The organism is Bifidobacterium pseudocatenulatum DSM 20438 = JCM 1200 = LMG 10505 (genome assembly GCF_001025215.1).
In the GTDB taxonomy this organism is placed as follows: domain Bacteria; phylum Actinomycetota; class Actinomycetes; order Actinomycetales; family Bifidobacteriaceae; genus Bifidobacterium; species Bifidobacterium pseudocatenulatum.
Genome location: NZ_AP012330.1, coordinates 244162 through 264337 on the forward strand (window position 1 = coordinate 244162; position 20176 = coordinate 264337).

14 protein-coding genes and 2 tRNA genes are annotated in these 20176 nt (G+C 57.0%); 14 read left to right on the forward strand and 2 right to left on the reverse strand.

All coding sequences use genetic code 11. The features are described 5' to 3' along the window. Positions 1 to 377 precede the first annotated feature (377 nt). Together BBPC_RS00905 and BBPC_RS00910 are read left to right on the forward strand one after the other, a co-directional pair. Positions 378 to 1037: a histidine phosphatase family protein gene (locus BBPC_RS00905; protein ID WP_004220248.1), complete on the forward strand. Its 660-nt coding sequence runs from the start codon at positions 378 to 380 to the stop codon at positions 1035 to 1037. Positions 1038 to 1203: 166 nt separating this feature from the next. Further along, entirely contained in the window at positions 1204 to 2232 is a 1029-nt protein-coding gene (locus BBPC_RS00910) for a hypothetical protein (RefSeq protein ID WP_004220246.1), read from the forward strand. Between the two features lie 155 nt (positions 2233 to 2387). On the opposite strand, the gene BBPC_RS00915 is transcribed toward BBPC_RS00910, so the two are convergent. Further along, positions 2388 to 3701 (reverse strand): DUF805 domain-containing protein, encoded by a 1314-nt coding sequence (locus BBPC_RS00915; protein WP_004220245.1) that lies wholly within the window; start codon positions 3699 to 3701, stop codon positions 2388 to 2390. A 321-nt stretch (positions 3702 to 4022) separates the two neighbouring features. Here BBPC_RS00915 and gltX point away from each other — a divergent pair, with 321 nt between their 5' ends. The 4 genes from gltX to BBPC_RS00935 all read left to right on the forward strand — a co-directional run bounded on the left by gltX (position 4023) and on the right by BBPC_RS00935 (position 7548). Then, a complete protein-coding gene (gltX, locus tag BBPC_RS00920; protein ID WP_033524189.1) occupies positions 4023 to 5543 on the forward strand; it encodes a glutamate--tRNA ligase in 1521 nt (506 codons plus the stop codon). Between the two features lie 204 nt (positions 5544 to 5747). Beyond that, positions 5748 to 5820, forward strand: a tRNA-Glu gene (locus BBPC_RS00925). Positions 5821 to 5858: 38 nt separating this feature from the next. Next, positions 5859 to 5933: transfer RNA gene (locus tag BBPC_RS00930), tRNA-Gln, on the forward strand. A 91-nt stretch (positions 5934 to 6024) separates the two neighbouring features. Then, positions 6025 to 7548, forward strand: a complete 1524-nt coding sequence (locus BBPC_RS00935) for a metallophosphoesterase (RefSeq protein ID WP_033524190.1) — start codon at positions 6025 to 6027, stop codon at positions 7546 to 7548. A gap of 120 nt (positions 7549 to 7668) precedes the next feature. On the opposite strand, the gene BBPC_RS00940 is transcribed toward BBPC_RS00935, so the two are convergent. Continuing rightward, positions 7669 to 8490 (reverse strand): IclR family transcriptional regulator, encoded by an 822-nt coding sequence (locus BBPC_RS00940; RefSeq protein WP_022244563.1) that lies wholly within the window; start codon positions 8488 to 8490, stop codon positions 7669 to 7671. Between the two features lie 349 nt (positions 8491 to 8839). Here BBPC_RS00940 and leuC point away from each other — a divergent pair, with 349 nt between their 5' ends. The 8 genes from leuC to BBPC_RS00980 all read left to right on the forward strand — a co-directional run bounded on the left by leuC (position 8840) and on the right by BBPC_RS00980 (position 19978). Continuing rightward, positions 8840 to 10243: a 3-isopropylmalate dehydratase large subunit gene (leuC, locus tag BBPC_RS00945; RefSeq protein ID WP_004220236.1), complete on the forward strand. Its 1404-nt coding sequence runs from the start codon at positions 8840 to 8842 to the stop codon at positions 10241 to 10243. An 80-nt stretch (positions 10244 to 10323) separates the two neighbouring features. Beyond that, positions 10324 to 11013 carry a 3-isopropylmalate dehydratase small subunit gene (gene leuD / locus BBPC_RS00950; protein WP_004220235.1) on the forward strand — a complete coding sequence of 230 codons (690 nt, stop codon included), beginning with the start codon at positions 10324 to 10326 and terminating at the stop codon, positions 11011 to 11013. Positions 11014 to 11455: 442 nt separating this feature from the next. Continuing rightward, positions 11456 to 12634, forward strand: a complete 1179-nt coding sequence (locus BBPC_RS00955) for a beta/alpha barrel domain-containing protein (protein ID WP_004220231.1) — start codon at positions 11456 to 11458, stop codon at positions 12632 to 12634. 423 nt (positions 12635 to 13057) lie between these two features. Continuing rightward, positions 13058 to 14383: a UDP-N-acetylglucosamine 1-carboxyvinyltransferase gene (gene murA, locus BBPC_RS00960; RefSeq protein ID WP_004220229.1), complete on the forward strand. Its 1326-nt coding sequence runs from the start codon at positions 13058 to 13060 to the stop codon at positions 14381 to 14383. A gap of 498 nt (positions 14384 to 14881) precedes the next feature. Continuing rightward, the gene (locus BBPC_RS00965) at positions 14882 to 15763 is read left to right on the forward strand and encodes a lysophospholipid acyltransferase family protein (RefSeq protein WP_033524191.1); all 882 of its coding nucleotides are present in this window, start codon (positions 14882 to 14884) and stop codon (positions 15761 to 15763) included. A gap of 204 nt (positions 15764 to 15967) precedes the next feature. Beyond that, a complete protein-coding gene (locus BBPC_RS00970; protein ID WP_033524192.1) occupies positions 15968 to 16966 on the forward strand; it encodes an NAD(P)H-dependent glycerol-3-phosphate dehydrogenase in 999 nt (332 codons plus the stop codon). 472 nt (positions 16967 to 17438) lie between these two features. After that, positions 17439 to 18575 (forward strand): D-alanine--D-alanine ligase family protein, encoded by a 1137-nt coding sequence (locus BBPC_RS00975; RefSeq protein ID WP_033524193.1) that lies wholly within the window; start codon positions 17439 to 17441, stop codon positions 18573 to 18575. A gap of 239 nt (positions 18576 to 18814) precedes the next feature. Then, positions 18815 to 19978 carry an ABC transporter substrate-binding protein gene (locus BBPC_RS00980; RefSeq protein ID WP_004220219.1) on the forward strand — a complete coding sequence of 388 codons (1164 nt, stop codon included), beginning with the start codon at positions 18815 to 18817 and terminating at the stop codon, positions 19976 to 19978. The last annotated feature ends 198 nt before the right edge of the window (positions 19979 to 20176 follow it).

A 20176-nucleotide genomic window follows, 5' to 3' on the forward strand; every position in this document is an offset into this window, starting at 1 on the left:
TACCCTCGTTCTGTCTTGATTGTTTGCTCTCCAGCCCCAGTCTCTCACTTCAACCTTGCTTGAACGTCAATCGATTGACGTTCAAGCGTGTTGCATAGGGGGTGGAGACTGGTTGTGTGCCATTTTCTTGAACTAGACAACTTTATGCGGAGGTACTGTCGCAACACGCGGTGCATTGAGGTTGGCAGACATAATTCGATTGGCTATTTTGTAAGTACTCACCACACGTTCACTTGGTGGACGAAAAGATGTCCGGCGGGCGAAAGACGGTTGTTGCAAAATGGTTGCGCAACGCTTCCAAAGCTTGCGATTGCAGAATTTTCGTTCCATCGGTCAACGTCAGCAGTCCGGCAGCATCTTGCGGAAAGGCGGTAGGGATGCCCGCAACAACCATCCATTTCGTACGTCACGGCAAAGTCGAAAATCCAGGGCATTTGCTCTACGAACGACTGCCCGGATTCCACCTGTCGGAAGTGGGTGTGCGCATGGCGCAGGCGACCGCGCACTACATTGCCGTCAATCCACGACTCAACACAGTTTCCGCCATCTACTCGTCGCCGCTGGAACGCACGCGCGAAACGGCCGGCGAAATCCTCACCGCACTCAACGAAGTGCGTGAAACCCGTGGCGAGGAGCCGCTGAAACTCACCACCGACGAGCGCATCATCGAAGCGCGCAACGAATTCCGCGGCACGCGCATCGGCTACGGCGAAGGCGCACTCTGGAAAAACGGCAACTGGAAGCTGGTACGCAACCTGTGGAAGCCAAGCTGGGGTGAAAGCTACCAGTCGATCGCGCATCGTGTGCAAGCGTTCGCCCTCGAAAAAGTGGGGGAGCATCCCGGCGAGCAAATCATCGTAGTCAGCCATGAATCGCCCATCTGGAGCTACAGGCACATGCTGGAAACCGGGCACCCGGAACATAATATGCTGCTACGCCATACGGCACTCGCCTCCATCACTTCCATTACGTACGATTGCGATACACGCAAAGTATTGTCGATCGCTTACGTCGATCCCGCGGCCGACGTGAAATAGCGCATAATGCGGCATGGAATCGCCGGATTGGAAACTTTTGACCGAGACACGCGACAATGAGTGCGGCGGTTGTTGAAAGAACGGGGATTCCATGCAATCATGGAAGGGCTGGATGCTGTTGGGTCCAGTGAGGAAAACAAAATGTCGAAGCTGCAAAGGGGCACGCATGGCTTTCACTATCAACAACGGAGCGCTTTATCAATTATTCGATAGGCCTCATATGAAAATTGCCATCGAAAGCTGTGTTGGAGTGGTGGAATTATGGCCGCTGCAAACCGTTCAGGAGATGGAGAATGACGCAAAGTACACGGAAGATCTGCAAGTAAGATTCTCCTGCACCATGGCAAGGGCAATGCTGCGATTGTCCCACGGGATTAACCCGTCCGTGGCGGAAGCCGTGTACGAGGGAATGGACGAGATTCCGGGTTGCGATCCGGAAATTGTGCAAGCGCTCACGCGGGCCAATCAGGCATACGATGTGATGCGCAATTATTCCGAAACCAACAATGCCGACCTGTTCTTCGAAGCGGCCGACATTCTGGGCATCTTCATCGACGCCCATGTCGAGACGGAAGTCCGCAATATACTGCAAAAGATCGTGGAGTACATTCGGCAGAGCGTCAGCCTGGGCTTCGACGGCGGAGCGCTGGAAGATGTCAACTACTGCTACGCTTTCACCACGACCCCAAGGACGCTCACCGGGCGATTCCTCGCGGCGCTCGCGGTGGGTGACGGTCTGATGAATCTCATGTGCGAAGGCATTGACGATGTGGACGAACAGACCGTGCGCGTGCTGCCGGTGATGCTGTACATCAACGAGTTGTGCGAGCAGATGGCTGTTCCGCCGATCTATGTCGGCGACGTGACCTTGTCTCGAATGGTTGCGCTGCGTAATGCTGTGCGTGAGGCGGGCAGGGCAACGCCACTCGAGGAGAATTCCTTCTGCGACAACACATTCACCATAACCGCGGACAATGTCATTCCGTGCGCGGGCATGGAGTGGGATCATCATGCGGAGTGCCTGCGTTGGGATCCGAAGAGGGCCGAGCAGGAAGCCAAAGATGAGGATGAACGTAAGAGCAAGGAAGCGCTCGCTGAAAAGTTCAATTTGATGACGGACGCTATGAAAAGTATGAGCTACATGGATGATTCCGATGATTCTGGTGATTCAGGCGAAGGTGCGGATGCTGCGTGACGTGGGCAATCCGAGATAATCCGAATTAGTGGGAATTATCGATATAGGAATAAGAAAATCCCGGCACTTGCGATTGCGGTGCCGGGATTTTCTTTATGTAGTACTGATTATTGCAAGTTCGGTTCTTAAGTTCAGTGCTGAACAGGCATATTTCGTCAGTGCTGTATGTTGCCGTACGCGGTAGGATCGTCGGAATCGTCGGAATCGTCGGATCCGTACGGGGTCTGGCCCTGCGAATCGTTGCCGAACGTGGGGCGATCGAACTGCGTCTGGTCAAGCTGGGTGGACTGTTCCGGAACCGTAGGCAGCGGAGGCATGCTCGGCATGGAAGGGGCTTCGGGTGCCGGGGCTGCATGCGGAGTTGCCGGGGCGGCCGGAGTGTACTGGGCGGCTGGAGCGGCTGGCATCGCAGGTGCTGCGTACTGATCGGTCGGAGTTCCGTAAGGAGCGCCATACGGGTTGCCGTACGGAGTGTTGGTGGCTGCCGGGGCTGGGGTCGGAGCGCCATACGGGTCTGCGGTGGGCATTGCCGGAGTCGGCGCAGGCATTGCAGGTGCCGGAGCGGCTGCCGTATACGGATCAGCGGTTGGCGTCGGAACAGCCGCTGCGTACGGGTCGGCGACCGGTGCCGGAGTGCCGTTCGGGGCGTATTGTGCGGTTGCGGTCGGTGGCATGCCCGGGGCTGGGGCGTAGCCGTTGCCGGCTGCCGGATCGTCGAAGCGTGCGCCGGCTGGATCGGTCTTCTTGGCCATGAGCACAATGAGCACGATCGACGTGGCCAGGCATGCGATGAAACCGATGATCAACAGGAGTATGCCGGCTACGCCAGTCGAGCTCGATCCGCCACCGATTACGGAAATGGCGCCAAGTCCCGTCATGACGAGGCCGACGCTCAGCAGAACGCCACCGATGAAGTCAATCGCGTAGAGGATGACCAGCGTGGTGCCGGCCTTGTTGGTGTCGTGCAGGCGGCGAACGGAAAGCGCAAGGGATGGAACAATCGTTGCCAGTGCCCAAATGGTGTTGACGAAGCTTCGCATTCCATTGGCTGTATTGCTGTCGATGATGGCGCCCAACACCGCGAAGATGACGGCAAACGCGATCTGGATGATGAATGTGCACAGAACCCACCACCAGAATTCGCCGCGGGAGGCGCGGCCCTTGAACGTGGCGTACTTTTTCCAGAAGCGGATGAACGCCTCGCCGATGGTGCAGTTGTAGGCCGGCTGGTCGAGCGGAGCGGTCAGTGCGAAGAAGCTGCCGGACCCCTGTGGCTGAGGTTGCGGTGCGCCGTATTGCGGCTGCTGCTGGTTGTATCCGGCCGCATTGCCGTATTGCGGTGCGCTGTATTGAGGCGCGCCATACTGCGGTGCCTGCTGGCCGTAATCATTCTGACCGTAGGAGCCGTAACCGCCATATTGCTGGGCCTGCTGCGGGTTCTGCGGATTATATTGGTTGGGGTCCGTCATTAGATTACCCTTTCGGAAAGTGAATCGACATCAAAAAAGTGAAGTCGATTAACACAATACTCTTGCATCGCCAAAAATACCGAAAAATATTGCAGTGTGGGACAATCCCGACAGACCCCGCAAAAATCCCCTTTGACGTGGGGCATCTTCTGACGCGTTGGGGAAGTCCGTCGATGGCGCGGCTCATGCCCAGCATGGTGTTGTAAGGATTGGTGGCTGCGATCATCGGGTCAATTAGCTGCAGGATGTTCATGACCGCGAAAAGCGAGTTGGTGCGTGGGACTGGATGGCACGTCCGGTTTGCGGGGCACAATGGAGCTTATGACTGAAGCTGAAAACACCAAACCAGAACTTCCTGAGCATGTTCGCGTGCGTTTCTGCCCGTCCCCGACCGGCATTCCGCACGTCGGCATGGTCCGCACCGCACTGTTCAACTGGGCTGAGGCCCGCCATACCAAGGGCACGTTCGTGTTCCGTATTGAAGATACGGACGCCCAGCGCGACTCCGAGGAAAGCTACAACCAGATCATCGAAGCCCTGAATTGGCTGGGCATCGACTGGGACGAGGGCATCAACGTGGGTGGCCCCGACGGCCCGTACCGCCAGTCCGAGCGTGGCGACATCTACAAGGATGTCGCAGCCAAGCTGCTTGAAGCCGGCTATGCATACGAATCCTTCTCCACTCCGGAAGAAATCGAAGCCCGCAACGTGGCCGCCGGCCGCCCGAAGGCTTTCGGTTACGACGGCTACGACCGTGATCTCACCGAAGAGCAGAAGGCCGCCTTCCGTGCCGAAGGCCGCAAGCCTGCCCTGCGTATCCGCATGCCCGATGAGGATGTCGCGTTCGACGATCTGATCCGTGGCCGCATCGAGTTCAAGGCTGGTTCCGTGCCGGATTACGTAATCGTGCGCCCGAACGGCGATCCGCTGTACACGTTGACCAACCCGGTCGACGACGCCATGATGAACATCAACGTGGTGCTGCGCGGCGAGGACCTGCTGAGCTCCACCCCGCGTCAGATCGTGCTCTACCGTTACCTGATCGAGCTGGGCGTGGCCAAGGAAATGCCGCTGTTCGGCCACATGCCGTACGTGATGGGCCAGGGCAACAAGAAGCTTTCCAAGCGTGACCCGGAATCCAATCTGTTCCTGCATCGCGACAACGGTTTCATTCGCGAAGGCCTGCTGAACTACCTGGCGCTGCTGGGTTGGTCCATCGCCGCCGACCGCGACGTGTTCTCCATGGAAGAAATGATCGAAAAGTTCGACGTGCGTGACGTCAAGGCCAATCCGGCCCGTTTCGACCTCGACAAGGCCATTTCCATCAACGCCGAGCACATCCGTATGCTTGAGCCGCAGGACTTCCTGAACCGTGCCGTGCCGTACCTGAACCGCGATGGCGTGGTCTCCGCCGATTCCTGGGATGCGCTGACCGATCGCGAGCGTGAGGTGCTGTCCGCTTCCGTGGAGCTCGTGCAGCCGCGCGTGCGCCTGCTGGGCGAGGTCGCCGGCATGGTGGGCTCGCTGCTCTCCACCGAGGGCTACATCGAGCCTGATGATGACGCCAAGAAGCAGTTGAAGGATTCCGCTCCGGCAGTGCTCGACGCCGCCATTGCGGCGCTTTCCGACGTTGCTGAAGATGATTGGAAGACCGACTTCCTGCATGAGACACTGAACAAGTCGCTGATCGAAGATGGCGGTTACAAGCCGCGTCTGGCGTTCGGTCCGGTGCGTGTGGCCATGAGCGGCCGTCGCGTGTCTCCGCCACTGTTCGAATCCATGGAGATTGTTGGCAAGGAGATCACCGTCGCACGCTTGCAGGGCTTGCGCGAGCACCTGTGATGCGCTGATGGTGTGATTTTGCCGATCGCATGACTGTCGACCCGCTGGAATGTTCCGTTCCAGCGGGTTTGTTGTTCTGGGATGCTGTTTAAGAATGGCGGAAAATGGCGCGACACGCCGTGACTTGCGCACTCCTACGGATTCGCGTATATTTATCACTCGTTGCGGTTCGCGGCTCAGCTGAGAATCACAGCAATAACTCAAGCCCCCGTCGTCTAGCGGTCTAGGACTACGCCCTCTCACGGCGCCAACACCGGTTCAAATCCGGTCGGGGGTACGACGGACAACTTTTCGAAGTTGCCACGCCTGCCAAATTGGGATGTGGTGTAATTGGCAACACAGCTGATTCTGGTTCAGCCATTCTTGGTTCGAGTCCAGGCATCCCAGCCAATGACCCTCGCAGATGCGAGGGTTTTTTGTTTTTCGCAAGCATGTCTGCCAGTACAACATAGTCCAAGAAAATTGCACTACCCTAGGAAGCATGACTGAATTGCAGAACGCAGCAAAAGCCGCCGCCACGCGACCGCGCATCCAACCGGCGGAAGAAGGCGACGATCGCCCGCTTTCCGTATCCGCGCGACTGGGACGATTGCAATTCCACCAATCCGGCAAATTCCGCGTTCTGCAGCTTGCCGACATTCAAGACGGGCCGAAAGTCAGCAAAGACACCGTCAAACTCATCGAAGCGTCACTGGATGCCACAAGGCCGGATATCGTCATCTTCACCGGCAATCAGATCGCAGGATATGATCCCGCATACGCGCAAACCACGCGCAAACGTCGTTGGAGCGCTGCCGCGGGGATTTCCTCCAAAACCGCTTCATCCAAGTCTTCCGAAGCGTCAGAACGGTTCGAAGCTGCGCTGGAACGCACCTGCGCATCCGTGCGCGCCACTGTCGAACAGCTCGTGCGTCCGCTTGCCGATCGCGGCATTCCGTGGGCGGTGACATTCGGCAACCACGATTTTCAATGCGGGCTCAGCAATGCGGAAATCGAAAGCATTTGCAGGGAATTTCCCGGATGCGTGAACCCTGAGCCTACGGGAGGCGAGAGCGGCCTCGGGGGCGCAAATTCTGCAAATTCTGTGGGAAGCATGGATTCTGCGGAAGATGCAGGTTTCGTGCAACTCCGGGCGGAATCGTATTTGCCGAATCAGCGCGTATTCGCTTGCGAGCCGGGCACCTTCGCATTGCCGGTTGCCGATGTGGACCATACGATGTCCGTGCTGGGCTTGGTATTGCTGGATTCAGGCGATTACGCACGTTCCGGCGGGTACGGAAGCCCGTCCGCGGAGGCGTTGCGATTTCTTGCCGAAGTGCCGGAAATGATGGCCACGCAATCTCAGAAACAGGCAGGATCGCACGAAACCGCGCAATCGCAGGAAAAGGCAGTGCCGTGCATGGTATTTCAGCATTTTCCGGTGCAACAGTATTACCAACTGTTGAAGCCGACTGCGGCGAATGCGGCGCGTGCGATTGAAGGCTACCGCAATTTCGCTGGAAAACATTACGTTTTGGATGAGGAAAAAACGCTTCCCGGCAGTTATCTGGGGGAGGGTGTCAGCTGCCCGGATGCCGACAGCGGTGAATTCGCGATATTGGAACAGCATGACTATTTTGCGATTTCCGCGGGGCATGATCACCGCAACGCATTCGTTGGAACAGTGCCGGTTTCGCGAGAAATGGCCTCGGCTGATGCGCAGACGGCGGCTTCGCCAGGCAAGGTTGGCGGTCTGACGATGATCGCGTCGCCCACCAGCGGTTTCGGATCGTATGGTCCGGTGCCGCAGAAGCGGGCCGCGCGGCTGATCGAGTTCGACATCCGCCATCCGTACGAGCCGCGTACGCAGCTGCTTGAATACGGCGAATTAGTGGGCAAACCGAGCGCGGGCAAGGCGTACGCGTACGGCATGACCAGTGAATCGAAGCCCGAATCCGAAGGCGTGGATCTGCTGCATCGGCCGACATGGTGGAGCAAACTGTTGACTTGGCTGCGTAAGAAGTAGCTGAAAAGAGCGAAATGACAAATCCTGCAAGGAAATGGCAAAACTTGCGGAAGGCAGGAAATAGCAAAACCGTGTCCTGCATGCATCGCGGAACACGGTTGAGAGGCTGTATATTGCCCGTCAGCGACCGGAAGAAGCCTTAATCAAGGCGTCGGTCAAATACTTGCCGGCAGCCATAACCAGCGGGGCGTAACGGCGTCCGGGATTGGACCCCATACGACCGTCCGGGCCGGAAATCGAAATTGCGGCAATCACCTGACCGGAAGCATTGCGAATCGGCGCGGAAATCGAGCATACGCCCTCATCGCGCTCGTTGACCGACTCGGCCCAACCGCGCTTGCGCACGGCGGTAAGCTTGGCCGCGGTGAACTTGGCGTGACGCAACCCCTGATGCAGGCGTTCGGAATCCTCCCAAGCCAGCAAAATCTGGGCCGCGGAACCGGCCTCCATCGACAGCATCGCACCGACCGGAATGGAATCACGCAAACCGGAAGCGCGCTCCACGGCGGCGATGCACACGCGCATATCGCCCTGACGGCGGTAAATCTGCGCGGATTCGCCAGTGCGATCCAGCAACGTCTGCAAAATCGGCGCGGCTGCGGTCAGCAAACGATCCTCGCCGGCAGCAGCGGCCAATTCCGCAAAACGCGAGCCAAGCACGAAACGACCATGCTGATCACGCAACACAAAACGGTGACGCTCCAACGCAATCGCCAGTCGATGCGCGGTCGGTCGGGCCAAGCCCGTCGAGGAAACCAGCTGTCCGAGCGTTGCCGGACCGGATTCAAGCGCGTCAAGGATTTTGACGGTCTTGTCAAGCACACCCACACCGGAATGAATCTCATTGCTTTGAGAAGACGTCGTGTGGTGGGTCTCAGCTGGAAGCTCAGTCTCATCCGACTGCGATTCAGGCATGGTGGTGCTTGTATTCGAAGAAGTCATAAGAGGGATTATGCCATCTCACATATTGAAATGCAAAATGTACGCAATGTCGGACTGCGGTAGAGCAGGTATTTTAATCTTTACTCAGTTATGGAAAAAGCTGGAAAAAAATCTGAATTTTCAACGATTTTGTAGGTACATACGGGGAGATATGCCACAATCGCGGCGATTTTGACATGATCTGGAGTGAACTTGGCGCATATGTGATGTGTGCGTTGCATGCAAGTATCTCATATACCGGCATAAACGCGTTCGAACCAGGCTCGAACACCATAGGCTTATAGCACGAACAACGCGGGTTGGCAATACCGCGAGGAAAAAGCGAGGAAAAATTCGAGGAGGTCCCACAATGGGAACGACATTGGCCGAGAAGGTCTGGGCCGATCATTTGGTACGCAAGGGTAGCGATGGGGCTCCCGACTTGCTGTACATTGATCTGATGCTCATGCACGAAGTCACCAGTCCGCAGGCGTTCGAAGGCTTGCGACTGGCCGGACGCAAGCCACGTCACCTTGACCAGCTGATCGCAACGGAAGATCACAACACGCCGACTGCCGACATCGACCGCCCGAATCCGGATAAGATCTCCGCGCTGCAGCTAAGCACGCTCGAAAAGAACTGCAAGGATTTCGGCGTACGTCTGTGCCCGCTGGGAGACGCCGATCAGGGCGTGGTGCACGCGTTCGCGCCGGTGCTGGGCCTGACGCAGCCGGGCATGACGATCGTGTGCGGTGACTCGCACACCTCCACGCACGGCGCGTTCGGTGCCATGGCCATCGGCATCGGCACCTCCGAAGTCGAACATGTTATGGCAACGCAGACCCTGAGCCTGAAGCCGTTCAAGACCATGGCCGTGAATATCGAAGGTGAACTGCCGAAGGGCGTCACCGCAAAAGACATTATTCTTGCGATTATCGCGAAGATCGGCACCGGTGGCGGCCAAGGGCACGTCATTGAATATCGTGGTGAGGCCATCAAGAAACTGTCGATGGACGCACGCATGACCATCTGCAACATGTCGATCGAAGCGGGCGCTCGCGCCGGCATGATCGCGCCGGACGAAGTGACGTTCGAATATCTGAAGGGACGCCCGCACGCGCCGGAAGGTGAAATGTGGGACAAGGCCATCGAATACTGGAAGACGCTGAAAACCGATGACGACGCCGTATTCGACAAGGAAGTGACCATCAAGGCCGAAGATCTCGAGCCGTATGTGACGTGGGGCACCAACCCGGGTCAGGGCATCAAGATTTCCGGCGTGGTGCCGGATCCGGCTTCGTTCAACGATGAAACCGAGCGCACCGCGGCCGAGCGTGCCATTGCCTACATGGGCTTGACGCCGGGCATGCGCATCAAAGACATTGCCGTGGATACCGTGTTCATCGGCTCCTGCACCAACGGACGTCTCGAGGATCTGCGTGTGGCCGCTTCCATTATGAAGGGGCATCACAAGGCCGAAAACATTCACCGCGTGCTCGTGGTGCCGGCCTCCTCTCGCGTGCGTTTGCAGGCGGAAAAGGAAGGACTTGACAAGATCTTCAAGGACTTCGGTGCCGAATGGCGTAACGCAGGCTGCTCCATGTGCCTGGGCATGAACCCCGACAAGATGGTGGCCCGCGAACGTTCCATCTCCACTTCGAACCGCAATTTCGAAGGTCGACAGGGCAAGGGGTCGCGTACGCATCTGGCGTCGCCGGCGGTCGCCGCCGCAACGGCCATCCGCGGTACCATCTCGTCTCCGGCTGATCTGTGAATCGTTGAGAATGCTTGAAAACCTGAGAAATCTTGGATTTCCGGCATTCTGTGAATCGTTACATCGAAAGAAATAGTGAAATGGAAAAACTGACTACTCTTACCGGCGTGGCCGTGCCGCTTCGCCGTTCCAATGTCGATACTGACCAGATTATTCCAGCCGTGTTCTTGAAGCGCGTGCAGAAGTCCGGTTTCGACGACGCGCTGTTCTATGCGTGGCGTCGCGATCCGGAATTCGTGCTCAACCAGCCGGAATACAAGCGGGGCAAGATTCTCGTTGCCGGACCGGATTTCGGTATCGGATCTTCTCGTGAACATGCCGTGTGGGCATTGCATGATTACGGCTTCCGCGTGGTGATTTCGTCTCGTTTCGCCGACATTTTCTACGGCAACACCGCGAAGAACGGCGTGCTGGCTGCGATTATGCCGCAGGAGTCCGTTGAGTTGCTGTGGAAGCTGCTTGACGAGGAGCCGGGCCGTGATATGACGGTGAGCCTGGAGGATCGCACGGTGACGTGCGGCGACGTGACGCTGCCGTTCGAAGTGAACGACTATACCCGTTGGCGCCTGATGAACGGCTATGACGATATCGATCTGACGTTGCAGTATGAAGACGATATTGTGACATACGAGAAGATGCGTGCCGAAAAGTTCCCGTTCAAGCCGAAGACGCTGCCGGCGAAGCGTGAGCCGGAGCAGTTGATCGCGTCCGCGCGCGAAGGCGAATACCCGGATTGGCAGGGCCCGCTTGCCGATCGCGGCATCATCTGAGTTGGCGTCTGGCTAGGTGCGCGGGCTGTTTGCGGGGTGATTCCTCCAGTGGGTGGAAGGAACACCCCGCTTGCGTTGTTGCGCGGGCTGTTTGCGGGAGGATTTTTCCAGTGGGTGGAAGAATTGGGACGTCGGGATGATTGTTTGCGGGAGGATTCTTCCAGTGACTGGAAGGATTGGGATGTTATGTGATGCGTGAGCGGGAGGATTCTTCCAGTAGGTGGATGTTTTTGGACTTTGAGACGGTCCGTAGCGGGGTGATTCCTCCACTGGGTGGAGGTTTTGGGACGATTAGGGGACTCATATTGTCCGGATTCTTCCAGTGACTGGAAGGATTGGGACGTTGGGATTGCTGATTATGTGAGATTTGCGCGGGTTTTGCATATGAGACGCGCTATGGTGGGCTTATTGTTTCGTGCTTTCGTAGCTTTCGGAGAGAAAAATGAGCCAGGGTTTTGCGCCGTTTTATGATGTCAATCGCACGTATGAAGACAACTATTTGCAAGGGCCGTTCGGCGCGTTTGCCGAAGTGTTGCGGGCTGATGCGTCCGATTCTGCGGGATCGGTCACGTCTGTTGTTGCTGAGGTTGCGTCCGATTCCTCCAGTGAGGTTCAGGGCGTTCAGACCATTCAGGCCGCTCAAGCGCAGGAATTCCTTGGTTTTCGTGTGAATCTGCCGTTCGGTATTCCAGCTGGTCCGCTGCTGAATGAGCGTTTCACCACGGCCGCTTTCCGTATGGGCTTCGATCTGGCGGTATACAAGACGGTTCGTTCCCGCGCATGGGGCTGCAATGCGTTCCCGAACGTGCTGGCCGTGCATCCGCGGAATGCCGATGGTTCGCTGGTTCCGGGCAGTGCCGAACTTGACGAGGGTGTGCTTGCCGATACCCGTTATGAGCTTCCGATTTCGATTTCCAACAGTTTCGGCGTTCCCTCCCGTGATCCCGACGAATGGCAGCCGGACATGCAGAAGGCAATCGCCGCAGCCGGTGACGGCCAGCTGCTGGTGCCGAGCTTCCAAGGCTCCCGCGTGGAGGGCATGGATCGTGAAGCGTATATCGCCGATCATGTCACCACCGCGCATTTGGTTGCCGAAACTGGCGCTGGCCTGATGGAAATGAACACCAGCTGCCCGAATGAGGGACATAATCGTCTGTTGTGCCACGATCCGCATTTGGTCGGCGAGATTACGGAAGCGGTGAAGAACGAAATCGGCGATCGTCCGCTGATCGTGAAGCTCGCATACATTCCGAATGATGCCGATCTGGAAATTATGGTGAAGGAAACCGCCGGCCATGGCGCGGTGCAGGGTTTCTCCACCATTAACACAATCTCCGCGAAGCTGGTGGATGCGAACGGCAATCAGGCATTGCCAGGCGCGGGGCGTGACCGTTCGGGCGTATGTGGCAATGCGATTCGTGGTGCAGGTCTCGATATGGTTGGCCGCCTGAATGCGATTCGCGAGAAGCTGGGTCTTGATTTTGCGATCGTTGGCGTGGGCGGTGTGATTCGTCCGGAAGATTACAAGGCGTACCGCGAGGCTGGTGCAAACGCGGTGATGAGCGCTACGGGTGCCATGTGGAACGCCCGTTTGGCGCAAGACATTAAAGCCGCACTGTAGTCACAGGTTCAATTGCGCCTGATTTGCGCTCTGTTGCGTTTCACCGTCCTTTTTTTCCCATTCGCTGGAAGGATTAGTGCAGCACGGGGGTAGCTGTCCGTCCTGATTCTTCCAGTGACTGGAGGGTTTTGCCCGCTGAGATGCAGTTTGGTGGGATGATTCTTCCAGTGACTGGAGGTTTTTGGACGGTGGAGGGGCTTGTATCGGGAGGATTCTTCCACCGACTGGAAGTTTTTGCCCGCTGGGATGCGGTTTGGCGGGTGGATTGTTCCAGTGGCTGGGAATTTTGGTCGAAAGTCGAACGAAATTGGGAGACACTGCGCTGAACGCGGCATTTCACGAGCCCACTACATGCCTTATGGCAAACTGAGGGTTAGTGTGTTTCAAGCTTGAACCGTATAAGGGAAGCGAAAGAGGTTGAGCGTGTCTGACAACAACAACGACATTCTGCACGTCGAAGGTGGCAAGCCGCTGAACGGCACCATCAAGGTGCGTGGCGCGAAGAACTTCGTGAGCAAGGCCATGGTGGCGGCGCTGCTCGCCCCGGGTACGTCCGTGTTGAAGAATGTTCCGGAGATTCGCGACGTGCATGTGGTCTCCGACTTGCTGCGTCTGCATGGCGTGGACGTTACGGTGGATGGCGATCACGGCGTGGTCACGATCGACGCCACGAATGTGCAGCTTGCCGATGTGGCCGACGTGGATACGCTGTCTGGTTCGTCGCGTATTCCGATTCTGTTCTCCGGCCCGCTGCTGCACCGTTTGGGTGAGGCGTTCATTCCGGCTCTCGGCGGATGCAATATTGGCGGTCGTCCGATTGATTTCCACCTGGAAACGTTGCGCAAGTTGGGTGCCAACGTCGATAAGGAACATAAGGACGGCATTCATATCACCGCTCCGAACGGTTTGCATGGCGCGAAGATTCACCTGCCGTACCCGTCGGTGGGCGCTACCGAGCAGACGTTGCTTGCCGCCGTGCTTGCTGAGGGCAAGACGGAGCTTTCCGGCGCTGCCACCGAACCTGAAATCATGGATTTGGTGTGCGTGCTGCAGAAGATGGGCGCGATCATTTCCGTGGATGTGGACCGTACGTTCCGCATCGAGGGTGTGAAGGAGCTGAAGGGCTATACGCACACTTCGCTGACCGACCGCATCGAGGCCGCTTCCTGGGCTTCCGCGGCATTGGCCACGCATGGCGACATTTTCGTCAAGGGTGCTACGCAGCCTGAAATGATGACGTTCCTGAACGTGTTCCGCAAGATTGGTGGTGAGTTCGACATTACCGATAACGGCATTCGTTTCTGGCATCCGGGCGGCGATTTGAAGCCGGTCGCGATCGAAACCGACGTGCATCCGGGCTTCATGACTGACTGGCAGCAGCCGTTGGTAGTGGCGTTGACGCAGGCGAAGGGCCTGTCGATCGTGCATGAAACGGTGTATGAGAATCGTTTCGGTTTCACGAAGCCACTGGTGCAGATGGGTGCCACGATTCAGCTGTATCGCGAATGCCTCGGATCGCTGCCATGCCGTTTCCAGCAGCGCAATTACAAGCATTCCGCGGTTATTTTCGGACCGACCCCGCTGACCGGCCGCGATATTGACGTGCCGGATCTGCGTGGCGGCTTCAGCCATCTGATTGCCGCGTTGGCGGCAAAGGGCCCGTCCAATGTGCAGGGCATTTCGCTGATTGACCGCGGTTATGCCGATTTCCGTGGCAAGCTCGAAGCTCTCGGCGCAGATTTCGACTGATTTGTTGCTTGATTTATCGCTGATATAGCTTGATTGGCTTGGTAAGGCCGGTGTTCACAACAGTGGGCACCGGCTTTTTGCTTACATATTGCCGTTGCTCGTTCTCAAAAACTTAGTAATTCAGTGTATAAATTATTGAACTTAATTTAGGGGGTTATGGCGCATAATAGTGATGCAAAAAGTTTTATTGTTTTTGAAAATAATGTCGATTTTCGGCAGAGATTCTTTCGGAATGGCATTATGATTGTCGATATCGAATGGCGTTTGCAACGAGGTGAACAGCCGAAGATATAAGGGTTTCCCTCATCGTTATTGTGTTTACTGCATGTCCAGACGGATTCTAGGGATAGTCGCAACATCTTCGTCGTCAATCGTCCTCCAGCCTATCCACCAGTTCCGCCTTTTTCGTATATTCCGTGTTTTTGTATTTCGTGTGTGCGTCGTGCATGAGCGCAATCGTTCCAACCAAGCGGAATGGGTGGTGGCAGAATGGAACGCATGGCATCCAAAGGAAAACCCTCGCCGCGTTCCGCGGTCAAACCGTTAAGCGACGAACAAGTCGCAAAGCTCGCACAGCGTCACCATCTCGTTGACCCAACCCACGACTTTCCATGCGGGCCGCGCAAAGCCAATGAAGCCGAAATCGCGGCGCAGAATCCGAAAGCGACCCATCGTCTGCTCACCGGATGCGACATCGTATTCCGCAACCGCACCAAACTCAAGGCGTGGGGCATCGAACACGTGCCGGAAACCGGTCCGTTCATCACCGCGGCCACGCACGTCACCATGTTTGACGTGTTCGTGCCCATGATCTCCATGTTCCATCAAGGCCGCCGTCCGCGCTACATGGCCAAAGCCGAAATGGCCTCGTGGCCGCTGATCGGCAAATGGTTCCAACTGGTAGGCATGCAGCCCGTGCAACGCCGTTCGGGCAAGGCGAAAGCCATCGAGGAAACCTCCGTGGAAATCCTTACCTCCGGCCGACCCCTAACCGTATGGCCGGAAGGCACGGTAACGCGCGATCCGCAGAAATGGCCGATGAGCATGAAAAACGGCGTGGGCATGATCGCGCTTGAGGCTTCGCGCCGACTCGGCTACCAGATTCCGCTGTATTGCGCGGTAACGTGGGGCGCGGCAAGCATCAACCATTGGTGGCCGTGGCCGCGTAAAAACGTGGTCATGTGCTACGACGAGGCGCTTGATTATGCGGATCTGCTCGCCGATTGCGATTCCTGGGGTGAGGAAGTGCCGGAGGATCTCGCCAACGAACTTACCCGACGCATCCGCGTGCGTATGACCGAAGTCATGGCCGAAATCCGCGGCGAACAAGCCCCCGATGGATATTGGGATTATCGTACGATGAGCCGAGTGAAGGACTGAATCGAAGAAGGCCGAATCGAAAAAGACCGCACACGCGATTGCTGAAATGCGGTAATCGAAATACTGCCAGCCGATTGCGCATACGTATGGCGCGTATTGCGGCATATATCGCGGTGTGCGTAGCCGGCGGTAGCATAGGAAAAGCAATTTTTGAGCCAAGACTCCGGGTTATGAATGATGCCCGGAGTAATGCAAGGAGCAAATATGACGAACGTGACGGTACTGGGCGCAGGAGCTTGGGGAACCGCTTTCGGTCAGGTGCTTGCCGATGCAGGCAACAATGTGACTATGTGGGCCATCGAACCGGAGATTGTGGAAGGCATTCGCGACCACCATCACAACGGTGTTCGCCTGCCCAGCGTGAAAGTGCTGCCAAGCAACATGACCGCCACCGGCGACCGTGCCGAAGCCGTAGCCAACGCCGACATTGTGATCGTGGCCATCGCCGCACAGTTCGCCCGCGTCGCGCTCGTCGAATTCAAGGACCTGATTCCCGAAACCGCACTCGTCGCCTCGCTGATGAAAGGCATCGAACGCACCACCGGCAAGCGCATGGATGAAGTCGTTATGGAAACGCTTGACCTGCCGGCCGACCGCTTCGCCGCGATTTCCGGACCGAACCTGAGCAAGCAGATCGCTGACCGCGAGCCGGCCGCAACCGTGGTCGCCTGCGAAAATCTCGACAATGCGCGCAAGATCGCAGCCGCTTGCACCACCGACTATTTCCGTGCGTTCGTAACCCGCGACGTGATCGGCTTGGAAATGTGTGGATCGCTGAAGAATGTGGTCGCGCTGGCCGTGGGCATGGCCCGCGGCGCCGGCTACGGCGAAAATACCGCCGCCATGATCGAAACCCGTGGCCTGGCCGAACTGACCGCCCTGGGCGAGGCGGCAGGCGCCGATCCGAAGACGTTCGCCGGTTTGGCTGGCGTGGGCGACCTGATCGCCACCTGCGGATCCCCGTTGAGCCGCAACTACACGTTCGGATCCAACTTGGGCAAGGGATTGAGCGTTGAGGAAGCCACCAAGGTGAGCAACGGCGTGGCCGAAGGCGTGCCGACCACCGATGCGGTGGTGGCGCTCGGCAAGCAGTACGGCGTGCCCACGCCGCTCGCCACGGCCATGAGCCACGTGCTTTCCGATGGCATCTCCTGCGCGCAGATGCTGTCCGAACTTTTCGGCGAAGGCATCAGCGAAGAATAAGCTTTCCGCAACATCGCGATTGCAGATAAGACCGCACTTTCAGGTGCGGTCTTTTTATTTTTCGAGGCATGCGATTGCGTAAAACGTCAATCGGAATGTGTCAATCGTCAATCGCCATATATTTCGGCAATAATAGTAAATCTGTATAAAAATAGTCTAATCGTGATTAGACAAAGCGATTAAGCTCGGTTTTTTCAGGTTGCAATCGCATCATTCCAACGTTTGATTCCGTATTCTATGATTCATGAAAATAGGACATGAGTGACGGGCGTGTGTAATTATGGTTCGTCGTGTGTGGGCTGTGGGGTGCGGTTTGTATACTGAACTGCGATATTGCGAATGCGTGGTATCGCGGGCGAACAGAAGTGCGAACCGGCGCGATATTGCGAAGACAGACAGTACAGACAGTATTGGCAGACGGTATTGGGCGCGCGTGCGTTCAACGGACCAACTGATGGAGCATAAGACAAAGATGGCAAAACAGCGCATTGTGGTGATGTATGGCGGCAAAGCCGACGAGCATTCGATTTCCTGCATCTCTGCGGCGGGCGTGCTGCGCGCGTTGGATACTGACAAGTTCGAAGCCATTGAGGTGGGAATCACCAAGAACGGCGAGTGGATCGTAGGCGGCGAGGATCCACGCAAGTGGAACATGAGCGAAGGCCTGCCGATGGTGGAGAAGACGGATTCCTCCAAAGATGTGGTGCTGGATGTGGCACTCGGCCAGGATGGTTTCTTCGCTCGTGAAGATGACGGCACGCTGACTTCGCTTGGCCACGTGGACGCCGTGCTTCCGGTATTGCATGGTCCGTACGGTGAGGATGGCACGATTCAGGGCCTGTTCGAAATGATGAACGTGCCGTACGTTGGCTGCGGTGTGCTCGCTTCCGCCGCTTGCATGGACAAGCATTATACGAAGGTATTGCTGGCTGCGGCCGGTATTCCCGTGGCTCCAGGCATCACGTTGGATGTGCGCGATTATGATGCCGCTTCCGAATTCGCCGCCGAGGCGGACGAGATGCTTGCCGCGGTGCAGCAGGCCGGATTGCAGTACCCGCTGTTCGTGAAGCCGTCCCGCGCCGGTTCCAGCTTCGGCGTGACCAAGGTCGAACATGAGGGCGATGCGGCCGAGCTTGCCGCCGCAGTGTTCGAAGCGTCCCACCATGATTGGCGTGTGCTCGTGGAACAGGGCATCGACGCGCGCGAAATCGAATGCGCCGTGCTCTGCCCGAAGGCCGGCGAGGCTCCGCAGGCCAGCTGGCCGGGCGAAATCGTGCTTGACAAGCGTGCCGAGGGCGACGACCAGTTCTATGATTTCGACAGCAAGTACGTGAACTCCGACGCAAGCCATGTGGAAGTGCCCGCAAGCCTGCCGGAAGAAACTCTGAACCGCGTGCGCGAAACCGCCAAAAAAGCGTTCATCGCAGTCGACGGCGCCGGCCTGAGTCGTGTCGACACCTTCGTGACGGCCGACGGCGAAGTGATGGTCAACGAAATCAACACCATGCCGGGCTTCACCCCGATTTCCATGTATCCCAAGGCATGGGAGGCAACCGGCGTGAGCTACACCGATCTGATCACCACGCTGATCGAGGGCGTGCTGCGCTGATTTCGATTGGGTGGTTGCTCGCTTTAGTCTGATTCGATTTGCATGAGACTGGCATCAATGCTGACACTGCGTTGGTGCCAGTTGACATATTTCACCAATTTACCTGCAGTTTGGGAAAATTTAGTTTTTCCGATTCAAAATAAACTGCATATTTACTGTAAGGTCAGTATCGCGTTGATTTGAGGGCTTATCTTCTTTCTTGTTGTTATGAACAAGGCATAAGAAAGATATTGATTTCCATGATTTCTCTGCGCAAACTGGCTGCCGGCTCCCTTGCTGCCGTTCTGGCTTTCTCCATGGCCGCCTGCGGATCGGACAGCACGGATTCCTCAGCTGATTCCACTTCCGGCAAGGCCGTAAAGGTTGATGAAAAGTCCGCAAAGGCTACTTCCTTGGCTGATTTCGGTACGATGGACGATTTGGTTGCCGCCGCCGAAAAGGAAGGCCAGCTTAACGTCATCGCACTTCCTCACAACTGGTCCAACTATGGTGAGGTCATCAACGGCTTCAAGAAGAAGTATCCGAACATTAAGATCAACGAGCTGAACCCGAACGCCTCCTCCAAGGAAGAAGTGGACGCAGCCAAGACTAACAAGGGCACCGACGCTGCCCCCGACGTGTTCGACCTCGGCTTGGCCGTGGCTTCCACCAGCACCGACAACTTCGCCTCCTACAAGGTGCAGGCCTGGGATAAGATTCCGGATTCCGTGAAGAATGCTGACGGCAAGTATTACGCCGACTACACCGGCATCATGTCGATCGGTTGGAACGCCGACAAGTACGGCGACATCAACAGCCTTGACGATCTGATGGATCCGAAGTTCGCCGGCACCGTGGCGCTGAACGGCAAGCCTGCCGAAGCCGGCGCCGCATTCAACGGTTACCTCATGATCAACCAGCTCGCAGGTGGTGACATCAACGACTTGCAGCCGGGCCTCGACTACTTCAAGAAGCTCAAGGATGCTGGCAACCTCACCACCGTTGACGTGACCGACGGAACCATCGATTCCGGCCAGACCGGCGTGGTGATGGACTGGAGCTACAACCAGGCCTCCTATCAGAAGAGCCTCAAGGAGAAGGGCGTGAACTGGAAGTTCAAGACCTTCAAGAACGCCCAGGTGGTCAGCTACTACAACCAGGCCATCAACGTGGACGCTCCGCACCCGGCCGCAGCACGCCTGTGGGAGGAATACTTGTACACCGCCGATGCTCAGAACGAATGGTTCAAGGGCGGCGCCAATCCGGTGCTCCTCGACTCCATGAAGGAGGACGGCACGGTTGACCAGGACACCCTGAAGACCGCCATCACCATCGAGGGCGATCCGGTGACCTATACAAACGATGATTCCACTCGCATCACCGAATGGCTCCAGAACAACTGGGACAAGACCATCGGCAACTGATTGGCAACCGCTCGCAAGCAACGCAAACGAGCTGGATCGCAATCGAAAATAATGCAATCTAAGGCCGGTAGACCGGCGGACACGACGGGCTGAAGCAAGTTCCCCGACGTCTTCTGCCGTAACAACCGGCCTTGAAGCATGTCTCCCGCAATAGCGGAATCCCACAATCCTATGCAATCTCACCGCATATCAATCGTA

Excerpts from the sequence above, each read along its gene's own strand:
- BBPC_RS00905 (WP_004220248.1), top strand. The coding sequence starts at position 378 with ATGCCCGCAACAACCATCCATTTCGTACGTCACGGCAAAGTCGAAAAT.
- BBPC_RS00965 (WP_033524191.1), top strand. The coding sequence starts at position 14,882 with ATGGCATCCAAAGGAAAACCCTCGCCGCGTTCCGCGGTCAAACCGTTA.
- leuD (WP_004220235.1), top strand. The coding sequence starts at position 10,324 with ATGGAAAAACTGACTACTCTTACCGGCGTGGCCGTGCCGCTTCGCCGT.
- BBPC_RS00980 (WP_004220219.1), top strand. The coding sequence starts at position 18,815 with ATGATTTCTCTGCGCAAACTGGCTGCCGGCTCCCTTGCTGCCGTTCTG.
- BBPC_RS00940 (WP_022244563.1), bottom strand. The coding sequence starts at position 8,490 with ATGACTTCTTCGAATACAAGCACCACCATGCCTGAATCGCAGTCGGAT.
- BBPC_RS00935 (WP_033524190.1), top strand. The coding sequence starts at position 6,025 with ATGACTGAATTGCAGAACGCAGCAAAAGCCGCCGCCACGCGACCGCGC.
- BBPC_RS00970 (WP_033524192.1), top strand. The coding sequence starts at position 15,968 with ATGACGAACGTGACGGTACTGGGCGCAGGAGCTTGGGGAACCGCTTTC.
- gltX (WP_033524189.1), top strand. The coding sequence starts at position 4,023 with ATGACTGAAGCTGAAAACACCAAACCAGAACTTCCTGAGCATGTTCGC.
- BBPC_RS00955 (WP_004220231.1), top strand. The coding sequence starts at position 11,456 with ATGAGCCAGGGTTTTGCGCCGTTTTATGATGTCAATCGCACGTATGAA.
- leuC (WP_004220236.1), top strand. The coding sequence starts at position 8,840 with ATGGGAACGACATTGGCCGAGAAGGTCTGGGCCGATCATTTGGTACGC.
- BBPC_RS00975 (WP_033524193.1), top strand. The coding sequence starts at position 17,439 with ATGGCAAAACAGCGCATTGTGGTGATGTATGGCGGCAAAGCCGACGAG.
- BBPC_RS00915 (WP_004220245.1), bottom strand. The coding sequence starts at position 3,701 with ATGACGGACCCCAACCAATATAATCCGCAGAACCCGCAGCAGGCCCAG.
- BBPC_RS00910 (WP_004220246.1), top strand. The coding sequence starts at position 1,204 with ATGGCTTTCACTATCAACAACGGAGCGCTTTATCAATTATTCGATAGG.